The sequence below is a fragment of the Rhizobium sp. BK661 genome (assembly GCF_024808825.1).
Classification (GTDB): domain Bacteria; phylum Pseudomonadota; class Alphaproteobacteria; order Rhizobiales; family Rhizobiaceae; genus Rhizobium.
The window spans coordinates 77,319-96,890 of sequence record NZ_JANTYT010000018.1; the positions used below are offsets into that span (position 1 = coordinate 77,319).

At 60.5% G+C, this 19,572-nt stretch carries 20 protein-coding genes; 8 read left to right on the forward strand and 12 right to left on the reverse strand.

Annotation, left to right across the window (positions count from 1 at the left end; all coding sequences use genetic code 11):
• The first annotated feature begins 20 nt into the window (after positions 1–20).
• From FHX16_RS25260 to FHX16_RS25285, 6 genes are all read left to right on the forward strand, one after another.
• Entirely contained in the window at positions 21–743 is a 723-nt protein-coding gene (locus FHX16_RS25260) for a FadR/GntR family transcriptional regulator (RefSeq protein ID WP_183759271.1), read from the forward strand.
• Positions 740–1,906, forward strand: coding sequence for a PLP-dependent transferase (locus tag FHX16_RS25265; RefSeq protein ID WP_259130981.1), 1,167 nt, complete (start codon positions 740–742; stop codon positions 1,904–1,906). The genes FHX16_RS25260 and FHX16_RS25265 overlap by 4 nt, the downstream gene beginning before the upstream one ends.
• A gap of 37 nt (positions 1,907–1,943) precedes the next feature.
• A complete protein-coding gene (locus FHX16_RS25270) occupies positions 1,944–3,203 on the forward strand; it encodes a sugar ABC transporter substrate-binding protein (protein ID WP_028758894.1) in 1,260 nt (419 codons plus the stop codon).
• 84 nt (positions 3,204–3,287) lie between these two features.
• Positions 3,288–4,223, forward strand: a complete 936-nt coding sequence (locus tag FHX16_RS25275; RefSeq protein ID WP_183759269.1) for a carbohydrate ABC transporter permease — start codon at positions 3,288–3,290, stop codon at positions 4,221–4,223.
• Positions 4,224–4,227: 4 nt separating this feature from the next.
• Complete coding sequence (locus FHX16_RS25280; protein WP_016557617.1) at positions 4,228–5,058, forward strand: carbohydrate ABC transporter permease; 831 nt, start codon at positions 4,228–4,230, stop codon at positions 5,056–5,058.
• A gap of 5 nt (positions 5,059–5,063) precedes the next feature.
• A complete protein-coding gene (locus FHX16_RS25285) occupies positions 5,064–6,119 on the forward strand; it encodes an ABC transporter ATP-binding protein (protein ID WP_183759267.1) in 1,056 nt (351 codons plus the stop codon).
• A gap of 10 nt (positions 6,120–6,129) precedes the next feature.
• Here the strand turns inward: FHX16_RS25285 and FHX16_RS25290 are convergent, their stop codons facing one another.
• The 6 genes from FHX16_RS25290 to FHX16_RS25315 form a co-directional block, all read right to left on the reverse strand.
• Positions 6,130–6,954 (reverse strand): cell wall hydrolase, encoded by an 825-nt coding sequence (locus FHX16_RS25290; protein ID WP_183759266.1) that lies wholly within the window; start codon positions 6,952–6,954, stop codon positions 6,130–6,132.
• A gap of 269 nt (positions 6,955–7,223) precedes the next feature.
• Positions 7,224–8,273, reverse strand: a complete 1,050-nt coding sequence (locus FHX16_RS25295; RefSeq protein ID WP_183759265.1) for a sulfate/molybdate ABC transporter ATP-binding protein — start codon at positions 8,271–8,273, stop codon at positions 7,224–7,226.
• A gap of 10 nt (positions 8,274–8,283) precedes the next feature.
• The gene (gene cysW, locus FHX16_RS25300) at positions 8,284–9,156 is read right to left on the reverse strand and encodes a sulfate ABC transporter permease subunit CysW (RefSeq protein WP_183759264.1); all 873 of its coding nucleotides are present in this window, start codon (positions 9,154–9,156) and stop codon (positions 8,284–8,286) included.
• Positions 9,146–10,003, reverse strand: a complete 858-nt coding sequence (cysT, locus tag FHX16_RS25305; RefSeq protein WP_183759263.1) for a sulfate ABC transporter permease subunit CysT — start codon at positions 10,001–10,003, stop codon at positions 9,146–9,148. The genes cysW and cysT overlap by 11 nt, the downstream gene beginning before the upstream one ends.
• 8 nt (positions 10,004–10,011) lie before the next feature.
• On the reverse strand, positions 10,012–11,037 hold the full coding sequence (locus FHX16_RS25310) for a sulfate ABC transporter substrate-binding protein (protein WP_183759262.1): 1,026 nt from the start codon (positions 11,035–11,037) through the stop codon (positions 10,012–10,014).
• Positions 11,038–11,280: 243 nt separating this feature from the next.
• The gene (locus FHX16_RS25315; protein ID WP_183759261.1) at positions 11,281–11,736 is read right to left on the reverse strand and encodes a PTS sugar transporter subunit IIA; all 456 of its coding nucleotides are present in this window, start codon (positions 11,734–11,736) and stop codon (positions 11,281–11,283) included.
• A 415-nt stretch (positions 11,737–12,151) separates the two neighbouring features.
• On the opposite strand from FHX16_RS25315, the gene FHX16_RS25320 reads away from it, so the two are divergent.
• On the forward strand, positions 12,152–13,195 hold the full coding sequence (locus tag FHX16_RS25320; protein WP_183759260.1) for an NAD(P)-dependent alcohol dehydrogenase: 1,044 nt from the start codon (positions 12,152–12,154) through the stop codon (positions 13,193–13,195).
• Between the two features lie 26 nt (positions 13,196–13,221).
• Here FHX16_RS25320 and FHX16_RS31655 read toward each other — a convergent pair whose 3' ends face one another.
• From FHX16_RS31655 to FHX16_RS25330, 3 genes are all read right to left on the reverse strand, one after another.
• Positions 13,222–13,551 (reverse strand): GNAT family N-acetyltransferase, encoded by a 330-nt coding sequence (locus tag FHX16_RS31655; RefSeq protein ID WP_183759259.1) that lies wholly within the window; start codon positions 13,549–13,551, stop codon positions 13,222–13,224.
• Between the two features lie 224 nt (positions 13,552–13,775).
• A complete protein-coding gene (locus FHX16_RS25325; RefSeq protein WP_183759258.1) occupies positions 13,776–14,612 on the reverse strand; it encodes a nickel-binding protein in 837 nt (278 codons plus the stop codon).
• Positions 14,613–14,699: 87 nt separating this feature from the next.
• Positions 14,700–15,584 carry a LysR family transcriptional regulator gene (locus tag FHX16_RS25330; protein WP_183759257.1) on the reverse strand — a complete coding sequence of 295 codons (885 nt, stop codon included), beginning with the start codon at positions 15,582–15,584 and terminating at the stop codon, positions 14,700–14,702.
• Positions 15,585–15,798: 214 nt separating this feature from the next.
• Between FHX16_RS25330 and ampC the strand changes: the two genes are divergently transcribed.
• Positions 15,799–16,983 carry a class C beta-lactamase gene (ampC, locus tag FHX16_RS25335; protein WP_259131009.1) on the forward strand — a complete coding sequence of 395 codons (1,185 nt, stop codon included), beginning with the start codon at positions 15,799–15,801 and terminating at the stop codon, positions 16,981–16,983.
• Positions 16,984–17,384: 401 nt separating this feature from the next.
• Here the strand turns inward: ampC and FHX16_RS25340 are convergent, their stop codons facing one another.
• The 3 genes from FHX16_RS25340 to FHX16_RS25350 all read right to left on the reverse strand — a co-directional run.
• Positions 17,385–18,752: an FAD-containing oxidoreductase gene (locus FHX16_RS25340; RefSeq protein ID WP_259131011.1), complete on the reverse strand. Its 1,368-nt coding sequence runs from the start codon at positions 18,750–18,752 to the stop codon at positions 17,385–17,387.
• The gene (locus tag FHX16_RS25345) at positions 18,752–19,210 is read right to left on the reverse strand and encodes a DUF4126 family protein (RefSeq protein ID WP_183865088.1); all 459 of its coding nucleotides are present in this window, start codon (positions 19,208–19,210) and stop codon (positions 18,752–18,754) included. Before FHX16_RS25345 ends, FHX16_RS25340 begins: the two co-directional genes overlap by 1 nt.
• Positions 19,211–19,306: 96 nt before the next feature.
• Positions 19,307–19,572 (reverse strand): acyl-CoA dehydrogenase family protein (locus FHX16_RS25350; protein ID WP_259131013.1); only part of this gene is annotated, 266 nt, incomplete at its 5' end.

Here is a 19,572-nt window from a genome sequence, read left to right on the forward strand (position 1 = left end):
TAAGAATAAAATGGGGAACCATGAGGGCATCAATGAGCGACAGGCCCGTGATCCGGCCACTACCGGCTATCGATCGCGCGCGTCAGGTGACGGACGCACTGGCGGATTACATCAAGAGCGCGCAACTGAAGGCTGGCGACCGCCTGCCGGCAGAGCGTGAACTGATGTCAGCACTGATGGTCGGCCGCTCAACCATTAGGGAGGCAATACGCCACTTCCAGGCCCTCGGCGTCATTGAAACGCGAAAGGGAAGCGGGACCTATCTGCTGAAACCGGTTTCCAAGGCGACGATCCACATGCCGCTGTCGCTTGATACCGGCCATCTGCGGGACGCCCTTCTACAGACGCTTGAGGTGCGTCGCGGGATAGAATGCGAGGCCTGCATGGTTGCCGCGAGAAAGCGGACCGACACGGATCTCGTCCTCATCGAACAGAACCTCAACGAGATGGAACGCGTCCATATCGAGAAAGGCACATCAGGCCCGGAAGACCTCGCCTTCCATCTCGCCATCTATGATGCGACCCACAATCCGCTTTTTCGCCAGCTTCTTGAACAGATGCGCGAAACCTTCTGGCAGTTCTGGGAACACCCGTTCGAGCGCGAGGATTTTGCTCGCCGCTCCTTTCCCTTTCATCGCACGCTCTTCAACGCCATCGCTGCCCAGGATGTTGAGGCCGCGCGAGAAGAAACACTGAAGATCCTCGATGTCGTCGAGGAAGATATCAAGGAAATGTCCAAATGAATAACGGCGCGAACGCGTTCGATCTTGCCTCGCTCATCACCGCACACGACGAAGGAAACTTCGCGGAAGCGGTCGTGCCGCCGATCTTCCAGACCTCGCTTTTCACCTTCTCGAACTATGACGACATGATCGCTTCCTATCGCGGCGAGAAGGTTCGCCCGATCTATACCCGCGGGCTCAATCCGACTGTTCGCATGTTTGAGGAAATGCTGGCAAAGCTTGAAGGAGCCGAAGACGCGTTAGGTTTTGCAAGCGGCATGGCGGCGATCTCGTCGACGGTGTTGTCCTTCGTCGAGCCGGGCGACCGTATCGTTGCGGTCAAACACGTCTATCCAGATGCCTTCCGGCTCTTCGGCACGATCTTGAAGCGCATGAAGGTCGAGGTGACCTATGTGGATGGCCGCGACGAAGAGGCCGTCGCAAAGGCACTGCCCGGAGCCAAGGTATTCTATATGGAAAGCCCAACGAGTTGGGTCATGGACGCCCACGACGTCGGTGCGCTCGCGGCACTCGCTAGGAAGCATGGCCTGGTCACGATGATCGACAACAGCTGGGCGAGCCCGTACTTCCAGCAGCCAATATCGCTCGGCGTCGATGTCGTCATCCATTCGGCCTCGAAGTATCTCGGCGGCCACAGCGACGTCGTCGCTGGCGTCGTCGCTGGCTCCAAAGAGATGATCGCCCGCATCAAGGCGGAGGCCTATCCTTATCTCGGCGGCAAGCTCTCGCCCTTTGATGCGTGGCTTTTGATCCGCGGCCTGCGCACATTGCCGATCCGTATGCGCGCGCATGAGGCAGCTGCGATGACGATCGCCAAGCGGCTGAAGGAGCTCGACGTGGTGGAGACGGTTTGCCATCCGGGCCTTGCCAATCGCCTGCCGTCCGGTCTCAACGGCACGTCGGGCCTGTTTTCCTTCATATTCCGTGAGGGCGTCGATATTCGTGCCTTCGCCGATCACCTCAAGCTCTTCAAACTGGGAGTGAGCTGGGGTGGACATGAAAGCCTGATCGTACCAGGCGAGGTCGTCCTTCAGCAGAAGGCGCAACCGAATTCCGCGCATACCTTCGGGATCCATGCACGGTCCGTACGCCTCCACGTCGGTCTCGAAGGAACCGAGGCCCTGTGGAAGGACATCGAGGCGGCATTGGCGGTCGCCTCTTAAGTTCACAACCTGAAAAACCTGAAAAGGGGGAGCAAGCATGAAAAGACTGATCACCGCCACTTTACTCGCCACGATGATGGCCGGTACGGCACTCGCCGATACCACACTGAAACTGGTCGAGGTTATCACCAGCCCCGAGCGTACGGAGACGCTGAAGTCGATCGTCGGCAAGTTCGAGGCTGCAAACCCCGGGACCAAGGTCGACATCATCTCGCTGCCCTGGAACGAAGCCTTCCAGAAGTTCGCCACCATGGTTTCGGCCGGCGACACTCCCGACGTCATGGAAATGCCCGACACCTGGCTTTCCCTCTATGCCAACAACGGCATGCTCGAAAGCCTTGAACCTTACCTCGCCAAGTGGGAGCACACCAAGGGCCTGACGCCGCGCGCGCTTGAACTCGGCCGCGATGTCAAGAACACCGCCTACATGCTGCCTTACGGCTTCTACCTGCGTGCGCTGTTCTACAACAAGAACCTCTTCAAGGAAGCCGGCGTTTCCGAACCGCCGAAGACGCTCGACGATTTCGTGGCCGCCTCCGAAAAGGTCTCCAAGCTTCCCGGCAAGTCGGGTTACTGCCTGCGCGGCGGTCCGGGCGGCCTGAACGGCTGGGTGATGTTTGGCGCGACAATGGCCGGCTCCAACAAGTTCTTCAACGAGGATGGCACCTCGACGATGAACAGCGAAGGCTGGGCAAAGGGTCTCGAATGGGTCGTCGACCTCTACAAGAAGGGCCTGACGCCGAAGGACAGCGTCAACTGGGGCTTCAACGAAACCGTCGCCGGATTCTACTCCGGCACCTGCGCGATGCTCGACCAGGATCCGGACGCTCTGATCGCGGTTGCCCAGCGCATGAAGCCGGACGATTTCGGGGTGACCAAGATGCCAGTCGGTCCAAGCGGCAAGGGCTTCACCACAATCGGTTTCGCTGGCTGGTCGATGTTCACCACCAGCCAGAACAAGGATCTGTCCTGGAAGCTGATCGAGACGCTTGAATCGCCGGAAGGCAATATCGAGTGGAACAAGCGTACGGGCGCTCTTCCGGTTCACACCTCGGCCGAAAAGGATCCCTTCTACGCAGGCGATCAGTTCAAGGGTTGGTTCGAAGAGCTGGCCGACCCGAACATCGTTCCGACCGTGATGCCGACCTACCTGGAAGAGTTCGCCTTCTTCAAAGACTCGCTCGCCATCAAGACGACGCAGCAGGCGCTTCTCGGCGACATCACGCCGAAGGAGCTGGCTGACCAGTGGGCAGATTATCTGACCAAGGCGCAGCAGAAGTTCCTCGCCAAGAAGTAACGGCCCACCGGCGGCGGACCTGTCCGCCGCCTCTTTCACTGTCTTGCGACGGCGCAGATTGCGCCGCGAAACGGATTTTGCCTGATGACCCTCACTGCCGATACGCTGGAAAGGCGCCAGGACAGACGCCCCTGGCTGAAGCGCATCGCTGATGCCTCCGAACCCTACCTCTATAGTGCGCCGTCACTGGTCCTGATCATTGCGGTGATGCTGGTGCCACTGGTGATCGGGGTGTCCTATGCGTTTCGCGACATCCAGCTGCTCAATCCGTTTTCGGGCGGCTTCATCGGGCTCGAGCATTTCCGGGCGCTGTCGAAAGACGCAGCCTTCTATGGTGCGCTGAAGAATACGCTCTTGTGGACAGGCGCCTCCGTCCTGTTGCAATTCATCTTCGGCCTCATTCTGGCGCTGCTGCTCGACAAACCGTTCTGGGGCAGGGGCGTCGTGCAGGCTCTGGTCTTTCTGCCCTGGGCCGTTCCCTCCTTCCTCGCCGGCCTGAACTGGGCCTGGTTGTTCAATCCGGTGATAGGGCCGATCCCGCACTGGCTTTTTGCGCTTGGCCTGATGAGCGAACCCGCCAACATCCTCTCCGATCCGCAACATGCGATGTGGGGACCGATCATCGCCAACGTCTGGTGGGGCATTCCCTTCTTCGCGATCACCTTACTTGCCGCTCTCCAGGCAATTCCGCGTGATCTCTACGAGGCAGCTTCCATCGACGGCGCCGGCTGGTTCCAGCGCTTCCGCTCGATCACCTTGCCCTTCCTTGCGCCGACGATTGCCATCACCGTGCTGCTTCGCACCGTCTGGGTGTCCAACTTCGCCGACCTGATTGTCGTCATGACCGGCGGTGGGCCGGCCGACCGGACGCAGATCGTCGCAAGCTACATCTTCACGCAGGCGTTCAAGCGCCTGGACTTCGGATACGCCTCGGCGATCGCGCTGGTGCTGCTGGTGCTGCTGCTTGCCTATTCGATGCTGATCATCCTGCTGCGGCAGACCCTGCTGAACAAGGATTGATGCCATGAAGCGATCCATTCTCCCTACCATCGCGCATCGCCTGGCCATTCTCTGCTACATCGTCTTCGCGCTGTTTCCGCTGTTCTGGCTTCTCAAGGTATCGGTGACGCCGAACGACCTGCTCTATACCGAGGGCGTTCGGATGTGGCCGTCGCGCACGACCTGGGAACACTATTCCTTCGTCATCCAGCACAGCGCCTTCCCGACTTTCTTCAAGAACAGCCTGATCGTCTCGGCCTCGACGGCGATCGTCGTGACGATCTGCGCCTCTCTTTCCGGCTATGCGCTGTCGCGCTTTAACTTCCGGGCCAAGTATTGGATCGTCGCGTTAATGCTTTTGACGCAGATGTTCCCGCTCGTCATGCTGGTGGCCCCGATCTTCAAGATCCTGACGCCACTGCATCTGACGAACAGCCTCACCGGCCTCGTTGTCGTCTACACCGCCTTCAACGTGCCCTTCGCTACCTTCCTGATGCAGTCCTTCTTCGACGGCATTCCGAAGGATCTCGAGGAGGCGGCCATGATAGACGGTGCAACGCAGTTCACCGCCTTCCGGCAGATCATCCTGCCGCTGACGTTGCCCGGCATCGCGGCAACGCTCGGCTTCGTCTTCACCGCCGCGTGGAGCGAACTGCTCTTTGCCCTCATGCTGATCAACGGCAATGACGCGGCAACCTTCCCGGTCGGGCTTCTGACCTTTGTTTCCAAATTCTCCGTGGATTTCGGGCAGATGATGGCGGCGGGCGTGCTCGCGCTCATCCCGGCCGGTCTCTTCTTCCTGCTCATCCAGCGTTATCTCGTCCAGGGCCTGACGGCCGGCGCGGTCAAGGGTTAATCAAAATGGCATCGATCGATATCCAGAACGTCAAGAAGGCCTATGGTCCCGTCAAGGTGCTGCACGACGTCGACCTTAGGATCAAGGACGGCGAGTTCGTCGTGCTCGTCGGCCCATCCGGCTGCGGCAAGTCGACCCTGCTGCGAATGATCGCGGGACTCGAGGACGTCACCGGCGGTGAGATCCGCATTGCCGGCAACCGCGTCAACGAACTGCATCCGAAGGACCGTGACATCGCCATGGTGTTCCAGTCATACGCCCTTTATCCGCACATGAATGTCGCCGGCAACATGAGCTACAGCCTGAAGCTAAGAAAGACGGCCAAGGAAAAGATCTCCAGCGCTGTCGGTGCTGCCGCCTCCAAGCTCGGTCTCGACCCGCTGCTCGAACGCAGGCCGAAGGCGCTTTCAGGCGGTCAGCGTCAGCGCGTGGCCATGGGCCGCGCCATAGTGCGCCAACCGAAGGCCTTCCTCTTCGACGAGCCGCTGTCGAACCTCGACGCACGCCTGCGCGAACAGATGCGTGCCGAAATCAAGAAGCTGCATGGCGACCTCAAGGCGACGTCGATCTACGTCACCCACGACCAGATCGAGGCGATGACGCTCGCCGACCGGATCGTTGCCATGCACGGCGGCGTCGTGCAGCAGGTCGGCAGCCCGCTCGAGCTTTATGATACGCCTGCCAACCTCTTCGTCGCCGGCTTCATCGGCTCGCCGGGCATGAATTTCCTCGACGCGACCTATGCGGATGGTGGTGTTCGCCTGAAGGACGGAACGGTCGTCCCGCTCGCCGCACCCCTGTCACTCGCAAACGGCGCAAAGGTGACACTGGGGATTCGGCCGGAGCATGTGGTCATTACCGATCAGGGTGGCCTGAACGCGAACGTCGAATTGGTCGAACCGACCGGCTTCGGCATCATCCTGCACCTGTCGCTGCACGCTCTGCCATTCAAGATCTTCACGCTCGACCGGACCGCGCTGACATCCGGTCCGACGATCAACGTGTCGTTCCCCGCGCAGCATCTGCACGTCTTCGACGCGGATGGAAACAGGGCAAAATAGGCGAGCAGCCTCAGCCGTGGGCGAGGCTGCCGCGCAGAACGGCACTATTGAAGTCTGGTCGCGGCGTCGGAATAACAACCGGTATCACGGCCTCCTTGCTGGCGGGCACCACCGCTTCGGTCGCCGGCAGCGCCGGTTCCGCACCTGAAATGGCCACTGTGCCCGGCATCGGGATCGGCACCGGAACGGTCGTCGGTACGAGTACCTCAAACTGCGCCGGCATCTTGCTCTGGCCAGGCAGGTAGTTCATCGCGACTTCGTAGGCGGGCAGGGGCGCCGGCGTCTGTAGCTCGCCGTCCCGCCCACGCTTCTCGTAGAACGCATTGCCGCCGGCAATCGTTACGTAGTGCATATTGCGATACGGGAACGACAGACCGTCTGTGTGGAAGAACATCGCGTTCTTGACGCCTGGATGCCGTTCGCCGCGGAAAATTGCATCTGCAGCGTCCGTCAGTTCGACCTCAGCCGTCGGCTCGACTTCGCGCGTCATCACGCCAGGCGCAAACTGCCTCTGTTGGGCAACGACGCCGCAGATTGAATCGGGATACGCCCCCGATGTCAGACGGTTCATGACCACCGTTCCGACCGCCATGTAGCCGTCGCGATCAGAATGCTCGGATTCGAAGTACATTGCCCGCTTGAGGCAATCGCGGTCCTTGGCCGTGTAATTGAAAGTAACTTTGGTTGACTGCGCCGCTTGCGCCGCATTCTTGGGCTTGCTGACCTGGCTCGCCACCTTCGAAGCCGGTTGCTGTGCGGTCGTGCAGCCCGCCGCTGCCACGCCCGCCAACAGGATCCCGGCGAGAGATTTTCCCAACGCTATATGCGCCCTCAATGTCAGGTGCCCCCTATTTAGAGTAGTAAGCCCTTCTCGATTAAGTGGTCGCTTTTTTACCTGCGTTTCAGGTAAATTTCAAACCCAATCAGTATCACAATTTGATTTGGCCGCTTTTGGCCCGCCTGCACAGGCTGATTAGCGCTCTCGCCACCCACTGAAAACAGCGACACTTTCCATCACAGGTCACACTTTCAAAGCGGATGCAACCGCCGAAACCAGCGTGCCGCTCCAGCCTGATTCGATCGACTAACGAGCGCGTCGGCCCTTCATTTGTCGTCGGACCGGAACAACTTCCATCGCGTTGGTCGAAAGGCGATCCTCGTGCGGTCGAGGGCGCCGGCCTGCGCTGGCGATAGTTCCAATTCGATCGGCGGATGCCCCTTGCCGATGTCGACCTCGATGTGGCGCGTACCAGCGACGCGCCGGCTCGTCGTCAGCAAACCGGCGATGCAGCCGCCACAGCCATCGCGCAATTCAATGTCGTGCGGCCGGAAATATAGTTGAGCGTCTCCATCCGCTTCGCCCTCGACCTTGAGGCCGAGCGGCCTATCCTCGAACCAGATCTCTCCACCGTTGACCCTGACGTCGAGACAGTTGGACTGTCCGACAAAGCCGAAGACGAAGGGGGAGTTCGGATTGTCGTAAACCTCATCGGGGGTTCCGACCTGCTCGATCGCGCCCTGGCTCATGACAACGACGCGGTCAGCAAGCTCCATCGCCTCGTCCTGGTCATGCGTGACGAAGACCGTCGTGTGACCCGTGCGATCATGGATCTCGCGCAGCCATTTGCGCAGATCCTTGCGAACTTGGGCGTCGAGGGCGCCGAAAGGCTCATCGAGCAGCAGTACATTCGGTTCGACCGCCATGGCGCGTGCGAGCGCGACGCGCTGGCGCTGGCCGCCGGAAAGCTGAGCCGGATAACGCTTCTCAAGACCCGAGAGCTGGACAAGTTCAAGCAACTCCAACGCCCGCCGGCGAATTTCCGCCTTGGGCGGGCGCCGCGAGCTATCGCGCACCTTCAGGCCAAAGGACACATTTTCCAGCACTGTCATATGTCTGAACAAGGCATAGTGTTGGAACACGAAGCCGATGTTGCGCTGCTGTACGGTCTTCTTTGACGCGTCCTCGTCTCCGAAATAGATCAACCCTTCCGTCGGGCTCTCCAGGCCAGCAATGAGCCGCAACAGCGTCGTCTTGCCCGATCCGGACGGGCCGAGCAGCGCGATCAACTCGCCGGAGCGGATATTGAGCGAGACGTCGTGCAGCGCCGGAAAGCGTTCGAATTCCTTGCGCAGGTTTTGTACGCGAACTTCCATTCTAATTCCTTCAGTGCCGTCGGCTGGCGGCGATTTCTTCGCTGTATCGCATCTCGAGCAGCGTCTTCAAAACAAGGGTTACGAGCGCAAGCAAGGCAAGCAGCGTGGCGACGGCGAATGCGCCGGTGAAATTGTACTCGTTATAGAGAATTTCCACCTGCAGCGGCATGGTGTTCGTCTGTCCCCGGATGTGACCGGAAACCACGGATACAGCCCCGAATTCGCCCATGGCGCGGGCATTGCAAAGCAATACACCATAGAGCAGGCCCCATTTGATATTGGGCAAGGTCACGTGCCAGAAGGTCTGCCAGCCGCTGGCGCCGAGCGAAATCGCCGCCTCTTCGTCGCTCGTACCTTGCTCTTGCATCAGCGGAATCAGTTCACGCGCCACGAACGGGAAGGTGACGAACATGGTCGCCAGGATCAATCCCGGCACGGCAAACAGGATCTTGATGTCATGAGCGCTCAGCCATTGGCCGAGGTGGGTGTTGGCACCAAGCAGCAAGACGAAAACGAGGCCGGAAATAACAGGCGAGACCGAAAACGGCAGGTCGATCAACGTTGTCAGGAAAGCCTTGCCCTTGAACTCGAACTTGGCAATCGCCCAGGCGGCCGCGATGCCAAAGGTCAGATTGAGGGGAACGCTGACGCCGGCCACGATGAGGGTCAGGCGAATAGCCGAAAAGGTCTCCTCGTCCTGCAGCGCCTCGAGGAACGGACCCGCACCCTTGCGGAACGCCTCGACGAAGACGGCCGCCAGCGGCAGAAGCAGGATCAGCGTCAGGAAGACCAGCGAGGCAAGGATCAGCGTCCAGCGCGCAAACCGATGTTCGGTGACGGCGGAGCGCACCTTTGTCGGCTGAAGGCTCGTATCAAACGCCATAGCCGTACCTCCGTCTGCGCCAGCTCTGGATGAGGTTGATGATCAGCAGCATGGCAAACGAAATCACCAGCATCATTGCGGCGATGCCCGTTGCTGCGGCATAGTTATATTCCTCGAGCTTGATGACAATCAGCAACGGTGCGATCTCCGACCGGAACGGAAGGTTGCCGGCAATGAAGATTACCGAGCCGTATTCGCCGACACCGCGGGCAAAGGCGAGAGCGAAGCCTGTCAGGGCCGGCGGCATCAAGCCCGGCAGCAGCACGCGGAAAATCGTCTGCAGGCGCGTGGCGCCAAGCGTTGCGGCAGCTTCCTCCACCTCCTTGTCGATCTCCTCCATGACAGGTTGAACCGTGCGCACCACGAAGGGCAAGCCGACAAAGACAAGCGCGATGACGATACCGAGTGGCGTGAAAGCGATCTTGATGCCCAGCGGCGTCAGGAACTGGCCGATCCAGCCGTTCGGCGCATAAAGGGTCGCCAGCGCGATACCAGCAACCGCGGTCGGCAACGCGAAAGGCAGATCGACCATTGCGTCGATGATGCGCTTGCCAGGGAACCGGTAGCGCACGAGCACCCAAGCCAGCACGACGCCGAAAACGACGTTGATGCAGGCGGCCGCAAAGGCGGCGCCAAAGCTGATGCGAAGGGCGCTCAGGGTACGAGGATCGAAGGCGATGGCGAAGAATTTTTCCCAGCCAAGCTCGCTCGACCGCCAGGCGAGGCCTGAAAGCGGGATGAGGATCAGAAGGGTGAGCCAGGTCAAGGTAAGGCCGAGCGCCATTCCAAAGCCTGGAATGACGCTCGGCCGTCTGAACCGCCACCGCGTGGGGCTATGTGATCTCATGCGACGTATTATTGTGCCGGCTTGTAGATTTGGTCAAATACGCCGCCATCGCCGAAGAACTTCGGCTGCGCTTCTTTCCAGCCGCCGAAATCGTCGATCGTCGCAAGTTTCAGGTTCGGGAAGCGCGCAATGTCAGCCTTGTCTGCAGCTTCCGGCTTGATCGGCCGATAGAAGTGCTTGGCCGCGATCTTTTGCCCCTCGTCCGAATAGAGATAGTTCAGATAGGCTTCGGCGACCTTGCGAGTGCCCTTTTTGTCGACATTGCCATCCACAACGGCGACCGGCGGGTCAGCCCGGATCGAGAACGCCGGGGTGACGATCTCGAACTGGTCGGGACCGAGCTCTTCGAGCGAAAGGTAGGCCTCGTTTTCCCAGGCCAGGAGAACGTCGCCGAGACCGCGCTGAACGAAGGTCGTCGTTGCACCGCGCGCGCCGGTGTCGAGAACCGGAACATGCTGCAGCAGCTTCGTCACGTATTCCTGCGCCTTGGCGTCATCACCACCATTCGCCTGCTTGGCCCAGGCCCAGGCCGCCAGGAAGTTCCAGCGCGCACCACCAGAGGTCTTCGGGTTCGGCGTAATCACCTGGACGTCGTCCTTTACCAGGTCGGCCCAGTCCTTGACGCCCTTCGGATTGCCCTTGCGAACCAGAAAGACGATCGTAGAGGTGTAAGGCGTCGAGTTATTCGGAAACTTCGTTTTCCAATCCGCAGGAATCTTGCCAGTCTTCTTAGCGATCGCGTCAATGTCGCCCTCGAGGGCAAGGGTAACGACATCGGCATCAAGCCCATCGATGACCGACCGCGCCTGCGCGCCAGAGCCGCCATGCGAAGCCTTGATGGTGACAGCCTCACCGGTGTCCTTCTGCCACTTGGCAGCGAAGGCGGCATTGAAATCCTTATACAGTTCCCTCGTCGGATCGTAGGATACGTTGAGAAGCGTCTGATCCGCGAATGCGGGCGCGACGGCGCCGATTGCGACACTGCCTGCCAGCGCCACAGCCGCGAGAAGCCGTGTGATCCTTATTGACTGCATAGAAACCTCCTTCGTTGGTGGCCGAAACTCTACCAAGTTGGTCGTATAATGAAACGAAGAATGTTTCTGTTCCGCCATGCTCTCTGGAATGCCATCCCAATTGAAGCGCGCTTTCGAAATGGACTTGCTCGATTTGATGATCACAATTCCGGTAAAGCCTCGGACTAAGCTCGCGGAGGCCGAGCTGGGCATTGCCAGGAAGACGGAAAGCGCAACTTAACGCCCCGAAAATCTACCTGTTCGTCAAACGCGCGAGTCGGCCAGAAAATCCGAATAGAGCTCTTCGGCAGTCTTTGCCTTGCGCATGGCCGCCAGAATGCCCGGCGTCTGCAGCTGACGCGCGATTGCTGCCAGCACGTTCAGATACTCGCCGCGGCTTGCTTCGCCAAACAAAAGCGCGAAGACGATATCAGTCGGAACATCGTCCACCGCCTCGAAATCGAGTGGCCGGGCGTAGCGTAGCAGCAAGCCACGCGGATGCGTCATCCCCTCCACCACGGCATGCGGAACAGCGACACCATTGCCGATACCCGTCGAGCCAAGGCTCTCGCGGCTTTCCAAGGCGTGCAGTATCTTCTTTCCTTCAATTCCGAAGGCGAGGGCAGCTTTTTCGGCAATCGCCTGCAATCCTCTCCATTTCGTCGCAACCGAAACACCGATGAATGTGTGCTCAGGACGGATGATCAGCGAAAGGTCCATGAAGTCTCTCTTGTCATTTGTGCAAGGCCGCGTCGGCGGGCGCCGCGGCTGACACCCGATTAGCGCCGCTTCCAATGCCGCAAACTGATTTCCCGGGCCGACATTGTTCTGCGTTCATATGTCCAGACGAGATAAAGGTTCGAGCACGAAAGCCGACCTCAGATATAAACATCGCATAAGGATCGTCCAAATGTCTGGTGGACGCTCCAAGCTTTAATGCCCAGGGACGTCGCAGTCTGAGGGGCAAGGGCCTCGACCCTGGTCGTGCCGATCTGAAAAGATTGAGCAATTCATCGCATCATGAGCAAAAGCCTTCGAAACGCGATTGAACTTCGAAGGCTTCGGGCCCTATAGTGCTTGCCAAAGCCGCGCTGATTTGATCGGTGCGGGGAGGCAACGGGAAGGAAACAGAAGAATGGCCAAAGTCCGCGCGCTGGTGCTCGAACGCCAGCATGAACTTGCGCTCCGTGATATCGACCTGCCGATGGATACGGGTCCCGGCCAGGTGAAGATCAAGATCCACACGGTTGGCGTCTGCGGCTCCGATGTCCACTATTACACCCACGGCAAAATCGGCCCATTCGTCGTCAACGAGCCGATGGTGCTCGGTCATGAAGCCGCCGGCACGGTCGTCGAAGTCGGCGCTGGCGTGACGCATCTCGAGGTCGGCGACCGTGTCTGCATGGAACCCGGCATCCCCGATCCCAATTCCAAGGCGAGCCGGCTTGGCATGTATAATGTCGATCCCGCTGTCACCTTCTGGGCGACGCCACCGATCCACGGCATCCTGACATCAGAGGTCGTTCATCCCGCCAATTACACCTATAAGCTGCCCGACAATGTCAGCTTCGCAGAAGGCGCCATGGTTGAGCCCTTTGCAGTCGGCATGCAGGCCGCGACAAAGGCGAAGATCGTCCCCGGCGATACCGCCGTCGTCCTTGGCGCCGGCCCGATCGGCACCATGGTGGCGATCGCCGCGCTTGCCGGCGGCTGCGCCCGCGCCATCGTCGCCGACCTCGCTCAGCCGAAACTCGATATCGCCGCGCAGTATCAGGGTGTCATCCCCGTCAATATCCGCGAGAAGAACATCGTCGAGGAAGTTGCGCGCCTGACGGATGGCTGGGGCGCCGATGTGATCTTCGAATGCTCCGGCTCGCCGAAGGCTTGGGAGACCATCATGGAGCTGCCGAGACCGGGCGGCGTCATCGTTGCCGTCGGCCTGCCGGTCAATCCGATCGGCCTCGACGTATCGACCGCATCGACCAAGGAAATCCGCATCGAGACCGTCTTCCGATACGCCCACCAGTACGAACGCTCGATCGCCCTGCTTGGCTCCGGCCGTGTCGACCTGAAGCCGCTGATTTCCGAGACATTCGGCTTCGAGGATTCCATCACTGCCTTCGACCGCGCCGTCGAGGCGCGTCCAGGCGACGTGAAGCTGCAGATCGTGATGGAATAAATCGACGACGCGGCACGCACGGCGGCTCAAGGAAGAGCCGCCGAACCGAGATGCTGCGAGACAGGAAAATCTCCGTATGCCGGACCTCGTCGGGAACAGTCCGGAACGGCTCGCAGCGTCGGAAGGCGAAGGCTTCGTACAACGCGACGGCCTGCCTCATCTAGATCGTCGTGTGCGCCAGTTCGGTGCGCGGCTTGGCGAATCGCGTCCAGCGCCGCCGCCATCAAGGCATGACCGATGCGTCGCCCCCGAAAGGCTGGATCAACGTAGAATTTGTGGACTTCGCCTGCCTGTGCGTCAAAGGCGTTGAAACCGATGCAGCCGGCCGGCACGCCGCTCCAATTCGCAACGAGCATTAGCGCCTCCGCCGAGCCGAATTGCTGGGCGAGGCTATCGCCGGTCTGTCGGTGATAGAGTTAAGGATCAAGTCCGCCGGAATGCCAAAGGCTTTGGCCTCGGCCACATCCCATTCGCCAAGCGCCGGGCAGAAAAATGCGCAGGTCTCCCTCTTTGGTCCTCGCGACTGATATCGAGATCATCCTGCGCCCCTTCGTTGTCTTTGGCCCGAGACTTCAAGGCGTCAGTTCGTCTGCGCCCCCTCCGCATCAGCCCACTCACACTCGAATGCCAGTACAGGCCTTGCAAATCCCTTGAGATCCCGCCGTGATGCATTGGCGAAGAGATCGGCTGCGCCGTGCTCGCGAAAGATGTTCTCCGAAACCAGGATCTGATCGACCCCGGCCGCTGCACAAAGCCGCGCGGCCAGTTGCACGGTTGAGCCGAAGATGTCCCGGCTGTCCTCGATCGGCTCGCCACAATCAAGCCCGATCCTGACATGGATGGGTTCCGGCGTGCCGCCGTTGTAGATCCTGAATTCGCGCTGGATGCTGATCGCGCATCCGACGGCCGCGTGGGTGGAGATGAAGGAGGCCATGATGCCGTCACCGGTGTGCTTGACCTCCCGCCCTTCGCATTGTGCCAGGCAGCGGCGAACGATGGCATCGTGCGCCCGCACGAGTTCGGCAGCCATCCGGTCGCCAAGCCGCGATGTCATCTCCGTCGAGCCTACGATGTCGGTAAACAGGATCGCTCTATGGCCGGCATCCCGTTCGACGCCGGTCTCGCCGGCCTTCTGTTCAGGTTCGTGAATGCGTCCAAGAAACGCTTCGACAGCCGATAGCGCCACCTCGACTACTTCGCCGGCAATATAACCATGGGCTTCGCGATGCACGCACTGCGCGGTTTCGGCATCCGGCGCATCGATCAGACAGAATGCGGTCCCGCGCCGCTGGTCGTACCAATAGGTGAGGAACTTCACCCCATACCTATCTTCGACAGCCAGATCCTTGCGATGCGCTTCTGCAATGTCTTCTGCGGATGTACCCGCAAGATCATGCCGGTCCATGAAGATAGCCACGTTCGTGCATCCTTCGGAGAGCCCCTCAGCATTGGCCGCATCCTACGCCGTTGCCACCGCAACGTCCACAGCACGGGACGTCGAGCCTCAGAGCATCGTCGTGCCCACCACTTCGCAGAGCCAGCCGCGGAAGGAAGCCATCGCCGGGGTCTCCGGTCGGGACTGCAGCCGGGTTAGCCAATAGCTGCCCGTGGTGACAGTGATGTCGAAGGGTTGGCGGATCGCCTCGGCAAGCAGATGCCTGGAGAACATCAGCGTCGGCGCCAGCGCAACGCCGACGCCCTGCAGTGCGGCCTCCATCATGGCAAGCGATGAATCAAAGACGATGTTTTTCAACGGCAGCAGGCTCGCCTCCATCCCGGCGGCAGCAAACCATTGCGACCACTCATCGGCCCGATACGATCGCAGCAACGTCTGCTTCAGGAGGTCGCCCGGCGCGCTCAGTTGCGCGGCGATCTCGGGCACGCAGAGGGCTGATAGCGGCGCCTCCAAGAGCCGCAACGCCTCGATGCCATGCCACGCACCCGAACCGAAACGGATCGCGTAGTCCAGCCCCTCGGCGGCGATATCGACCCGGTTGTTGTTGGTTGAGAGGCGCAGATCGATGAAGGGGTACTGGGCTTGAAAGGCACGCAACCTCGGCAGCAGCCAGCCGACGGCAAAGGTGCCGACAGCGCCGATGCGCAGCACTTCGCGATAGTGCCCGCCCTCGAACTGCTCCAGTGTTCCGGCGATCCGGTCGAAGGCATCACGTAGCGCCGGCAGCAGTGTCTCGCCTTCGCTGGTCAGCATCAGCCCGCGAGGCAGCCGTTCGAACAGCGTCACATTCAACCGCGTTTCCAGGCTCTTGACCTGATGGCTGACGGCAGCCTGCGTGACGCAAAGCTCAATCGCGGCCTTGGTGAAGCTGAGGTGGCGGGCGGATGCTTCAAAAGCTCTGAGCGCATTCAGCGGCAGATGCGGACGAACCATTGGACACCCAAATTTTTCTAATGCTTCGCTCTAGATATCGTCGTTTGAGACGGGCGTACAGGCCTCGTATATCAATCGCGCCTGACCCGATCCGCTTCGTGAAAACCGCCGAAACCGTCGGATTGCCCGATATCTCAATGCATTTTGCATTGGACGCCCGCCGCGGTGCCGAGACACCGCGACTATTCCACCAACCCGAGGCACCGTATCCATTATGAAAAATATTTCGCAATCCACGCTTGGCATTCTCGCCACCGCTTCAGTCCTCATCGGCGCCGGCGCGCACGCCGCGGAACGCCAGAGCGAGCTTGCCGGCGTCGTCAACGCCATCGCCGTCCCTTTGATGGCGAAGAACAATATCCCCGGTATGGCAATTGCCGTCACAGTCGGCGGAAAGCGTTACACCTACAACTACGGCGTGGCGTCGAAGGCAAGCGGACAGAAGGTGACCGACGCGACGCTCTTTGAAATCGGCTCGGTCAGCAAGACCTTCACCGCAACCCTCGCGGGCTATGCTCAGGCGAGCGGCGACCTCTCCTTTACTGACAGTCCCGCCAAATATCTTCCGGAATTAGCCGCCAGCCGCCTTGCCGGTGCCACGATGCTCGACCTCGGCACCTACACGGCCGGTGGCTTGCCGCTGCAGTTCCCCGATGACGTCACCGACCACAAGGCGATGGTCGGTTATTACAAGAGCTGGAAGCCCGCCTATGCCCCGGGAACCTATCGTGTCTATTCCAATCCCAGCATCGGCTTGTTCGGCTACGCCGCCGCAAAGGCGATGGGTTGGCCCTTCGATGACCTGATGCAGCAGAAGCTTTTTTTGGCACTCGGCCTTAGCCATACCTTCATCACGGTTCCGAAGGCTGACGACGAGAACTACGCCTATGGATACTCAAAGGCTGGCAAGGCCATCCGTGTTTCGCCAGGCGTTTTGGATTCCGAGGCCTATGGCGTGAAAATGTCTGCAAGCGACATGCTGCGCTTTGTCGAAGCCAACATGGATGGCTCCAATCTCGACAAGACCACGCAATCGGCGCTCGCGGCGACCCATACCGGCTATTACAAGGTCGGCAGCATGACCCAGGGCCTCGGTTGGGAAATGTATAATTATCCCACCACCCTCGACCAGCTTTTGGCCGGCAACTCGGCCGACATGACACTGAAGGCCAATGAGATCGAGAAACTGTCGCCGCCAAGGCCGCCGGCGAACAATATGCTTCTGAACAAGACTGGATCGACCAACGGCTTCGGCGCCTATGTTGCCTTCGTGCCATCGAAGAGTATCGGCATCGTGCTCTTCGCCAACAAGAACTATCCGAACAGCGAGCGTGTAAAGGCGGCCTACAAGATATTGGCGACGCTCGACGACGATCTGCCGGCCGCCAACGCCGACTGAGCGTCTGCAGATAGGGGATAAGGCCGCACGGCTCCGGCAATGACATGATTATAGCTGCCTTCGTCCACGCCGCACCGATCAACCCGATAGTGAGCCGTCCGTCGCGGATAAACTGCAATGCTTTGCGGCGAGGGGGGATCGGCGCCGGGTGCGAAGGAAGGACGTGAGCTTCCGCATCAACGGTCCGCAGAAAATGGTCTCCCTCCAGTTGAACCTCGGACGTGCCTGTGTGGCACACATGGTCCCCCGAAGAAGCGAGGGCTCCCTCCGGCAGTGCTGCAGAGGGACCGGAGTTGCGGGCATAAACCGCCGAACGGGGCGCTCGGAAGCGCCATATTGTTTTTACTTCAGCAAGGCAATTTTCGGCGCCCCGTCTGAGTGAAGTGCAGCCTGATCGCCGCCTAAACCGCCTTCAGATCTCCCAGCAGTGTCGGGATCAACTCGGACACCGTCGGATGGATTGGTACCGCCCATTTCAGCACCGGGTAGGGGGCCTTGGCGTTCATCGCGTCGATGAAGCCGTGGATCGCCTCGTCACCCTCGATCCCAAGGATCGCAGCACCGAGAATCTGTTGCGTCTCTGCGTCGGCGATCACCTTCATCAAGCCCTTGGTCTCGGCGCGCTCATTGGCTCGGCCGACCCGGCTCATCGGACGGGTGGAGATCATGATCTTGCGGCCGGTGGCGCGGGCTTCCTTCTCGCTCATCCCGACACGACCGAGCGGTGGGTCGATGTAGAGCGCATAGGCGAGGATGCGGTCACTGAGCTTGCGGTCCTCACCGTCCAGCAGGTTGGCGGCAGCGATCTCGAAGTCGTTGTAGGACGTATGGGTAAAGGCCCCTCGGCCGTTGCAGTCGCCGAGCGCCCAGATGCCCTCGACATTGGTGGCAAGTCTGTCGTCGACGGTGATGTAGCCTCGCCGGTCAGTGGCAACACCGGCCTTGTCGAGCCCGAGGTCGCCAGTGTTCGGCGTGCGGCCGGTGGCCACAAGCACATGGCTTGCCTCGATCGGCGATTGACCATTGCCGATGCTGACCTCGATCCCGTCGGTCGTCGTCGCGAAGCCGATCCCATCGGCGTCCGTGTGCACGGCTATTCCTTCCGAGCGCAGAATGTCGGCGATCGCATCGGAGATGTCAGCGTCCTCGCGGGACGCGAGCTTCGGGCCACGCTCGATCACCGTCACCTCGGCGCCGAAGCGGCGATACATCTGTGCGAATTCGAGCCCGATATAGCTGCCGCCGATGACGGCAAGATGCCGCGGAAGCTGGTCGAGATGGATGATCGACGTGCTCGTCAGGTAATCGATACTGCCGATCCCTTGCATATCCGGAATGGTCGGCCGCGCACCGACGTTCAGGAAGATCTTCGGAGCCGTCAGCGTGTCGCCACTGACCGTCACCGTACGGGCGTCCTCGAAACGGGCGTGGCCGTAGATGACGGTCATGCCGTCCATGCCGGCAAACCAGTTGATGAGCCCATTGCGGGCGTTCATCGTGACGGCCTCGGCACGCTTGCGCACCACGGTCATGTCAATATCGATGGCGCCCGGGATCAGCACACCATAATCAGCGCCGCGCCGCGCCACATGGGCGGCCCGGGCGCTGGCCACCAGCGTCTTCGTCGGCATGCAGCCGGCGTTGACGCAGGTGCCGCCGAGGAACTTTCGTTCGATCAACGCCACCTTCATGCCCTTCGCAACCATGCGGGCCGCAAGGAAGGGACCGGACTGGCCGGCCCCGATGACGATGGCGTCGAAACTTGGCATCACACTGCTCCCACGATGATGAGCGCGCCGATGATCGCAACCGCGTCCTCGATCAGCGCTGCCGGTCTATCCTTGCCGAAGGCAGCGGCAAGCTTACCACGAGCCACCGCACCGCCAAGCGTGCCGACAACGGCACCGACAATGCCTGCGATCAGCCCGCCTGCGAGCGAGGCGCCGGAGGCGCCGATCGTGGCGCCGGTCAGCGCACCCATGATGATGCGCGCAGAGAACTGCATCGGTACCTTGCGGGAAGGCGTCGAGGGCAGCTGGTCGGTAATCAGTTCGACCACGGCAAGCAGGCTGAACACCCACGGCGTCCAGCGATATCCCATAAAAGCAAGCGGTGTCTGCGAGACATCAAACCAGCCGAGAGCCGCGCCCCAGGCAACGGCGGCCGGCGCCATCATGGCCCGAAGCCCTGCGACAATGCCGATCAAAAATGCGAGAAACAAAAGCATGTGACCCATCTCCTATGCCGCGCACAATTTAATCGCGGTCATGGAAAGCTGGCACAATGTCGCGCGGCTTTCAATTTGCCCGATGGTTGGCTTGACTCAATTCGCGAATGCGGCAATGCCGGTGACGGCGCGGCCGAGGATCAGCGCGTGGACGTCATGTGTCCCCTCATAGGTGTTGACCACCTCGAGGTTGACGAGATGGCGGGCAATGCCGAACTCGTCGGAGATGCCGTTGCCGCCGAGCATGTCGCGGGCAAGCCTTGCGACGTCGAGCGCCTTGCCGCAGGAATTGCGCTTGACGATCGAGGTCAGTTCCACCGGCGGATGCCCGCCTTCCTTCATGCGGCCGAGTCGGATGCAGC

What these genes read in the sequence shown, in the direction of transcription:
- FHX16_RS25310 (WP_183759262.1), bottom strand. Translation starts at nt 11,037, where the DNA reads ATGCAGTCAATAAGGATCACACGGCTTCTCGCGGCTGTGGCGCTGGCA.
- FHX16_RS25295 (WP_183759265.1), bottom strand. Translation starts at nt 8,273, where the DNA reads ATGGAAGTTCGCGTACAAAACCTGCGCAAGGAATTCGAACGCTTTCCG.
- FHX16_RS25270 (WP_028758894.1), top strand. Translation starts at nt 1,944, where the DNA reads ATGAAAAGACTGATCACCGCCACTTTACTCGCCACGATGATGGCCGGT.
- FHX16_RS25260 (WP_183759271.1), top strand. Translation starts at nt 21, where the DNA reads ATGAGGGCATCAATGAGCGACAGGCCCGTGATCCGGCCACTACCGGCT.
- FHX16_RS25330 (WP_183759257.1), bottom strand. Translation starts at nt 15,584, where the DNA reads ATGGTTCGTCCGCATCTGCCGCTGAATGCGCTCAGAGCTTTTGAAGCA.
- ampC (WP_259131009.1), top strand. Translation starts at nt 15,799, where the DNA reads ATGAAAAATATTTCGCAATCCACGCTTGGCATTCTCGCCACCGCTTCA.
- cysW (WP_183759264.1), bottom strand. Translation starts at nt 9,156, where the DNA reads ATGGCGTTTGATACGAGCCTTCAGCCGACAAAGGTGCGCTCCGCCGTC.
- cysT (WP_183759263.1), bottom strand. Translation starts at nt 10,003, where the DNA reads ATGAGATCACATAGCCCCACGCGGTGGCGGTTCAGACGGCCGAGCGTC.
- FHX16_RS25345 (WP_183865088.1), bottom strand. Translation starts at nt 19,210, where the DNA reads ATGCTTTTGTTTCTCGCATTTTTGATCGGCATTGTCGCAGGGCTTCGG.
- FHX16_RS25265 (WP_259130981.1), top strand. Translation starts at nt 740, where the DNA reads ATGAATAACGGCGCGAACGCGTTCGATCTTGCCTCGCTCATCACCGCA.
- FHX16_RS25280 (WP_016557617.1), top strand. Translation starts at nt 4,228, where the DNA reads ATGAAGCGATCCATTCTCCCTACCATCGCGCATCGCCTGGCCATTCTC.
- FHX16_RS25340 (WP_259131011.1), bottom strand. Translation starts at nt 18,752, where the DNA reads ATGCCAAGTTTCGACGCCATCGTCATCGGGGCCGGCCAGTCCGGTCCC.
- FHX16_RS31655 (WP_183759259.1), bottom strand. Translation starts at nt 13,551, where the DNA reads ATGCTCGTTGCGAATTGGAGCGGCGTGCCGGCCGGCTGCATCGGTTTC.
- FHX16_RS25275 (WP_183759269.1), top strand. Translation starts at nt 3,288, where the DNA reads ATGACCCTCACTGCCGATACGCTGGAAAGGCGCCAGGACAGACGCCCC.
- FHX16_RS25285 (WP_183759267.1), top strand. Translation starts at nt 5,064, where the DNA reads ATGGCATCGATCGATATCCAGAACGTCAAGAAGGCCTATGGTCCCGTC.
- FHX16_RS25315 (WP_183759261.1), bottom strand. Translation starts at nt 11,736, where the DNA reads ATGGACCTTTCGCTGATCATCCGTCCTGAGCACACATTCATCGGTGTT.
- FHX16_RS25320 (WP_183759260.1), top strand. Translation starts at nt 12,152, where the DNA reads ATGGCCAAAGTCCGCGCGCTGGTGCTCGAACGCCAGCATGAACTTGCG.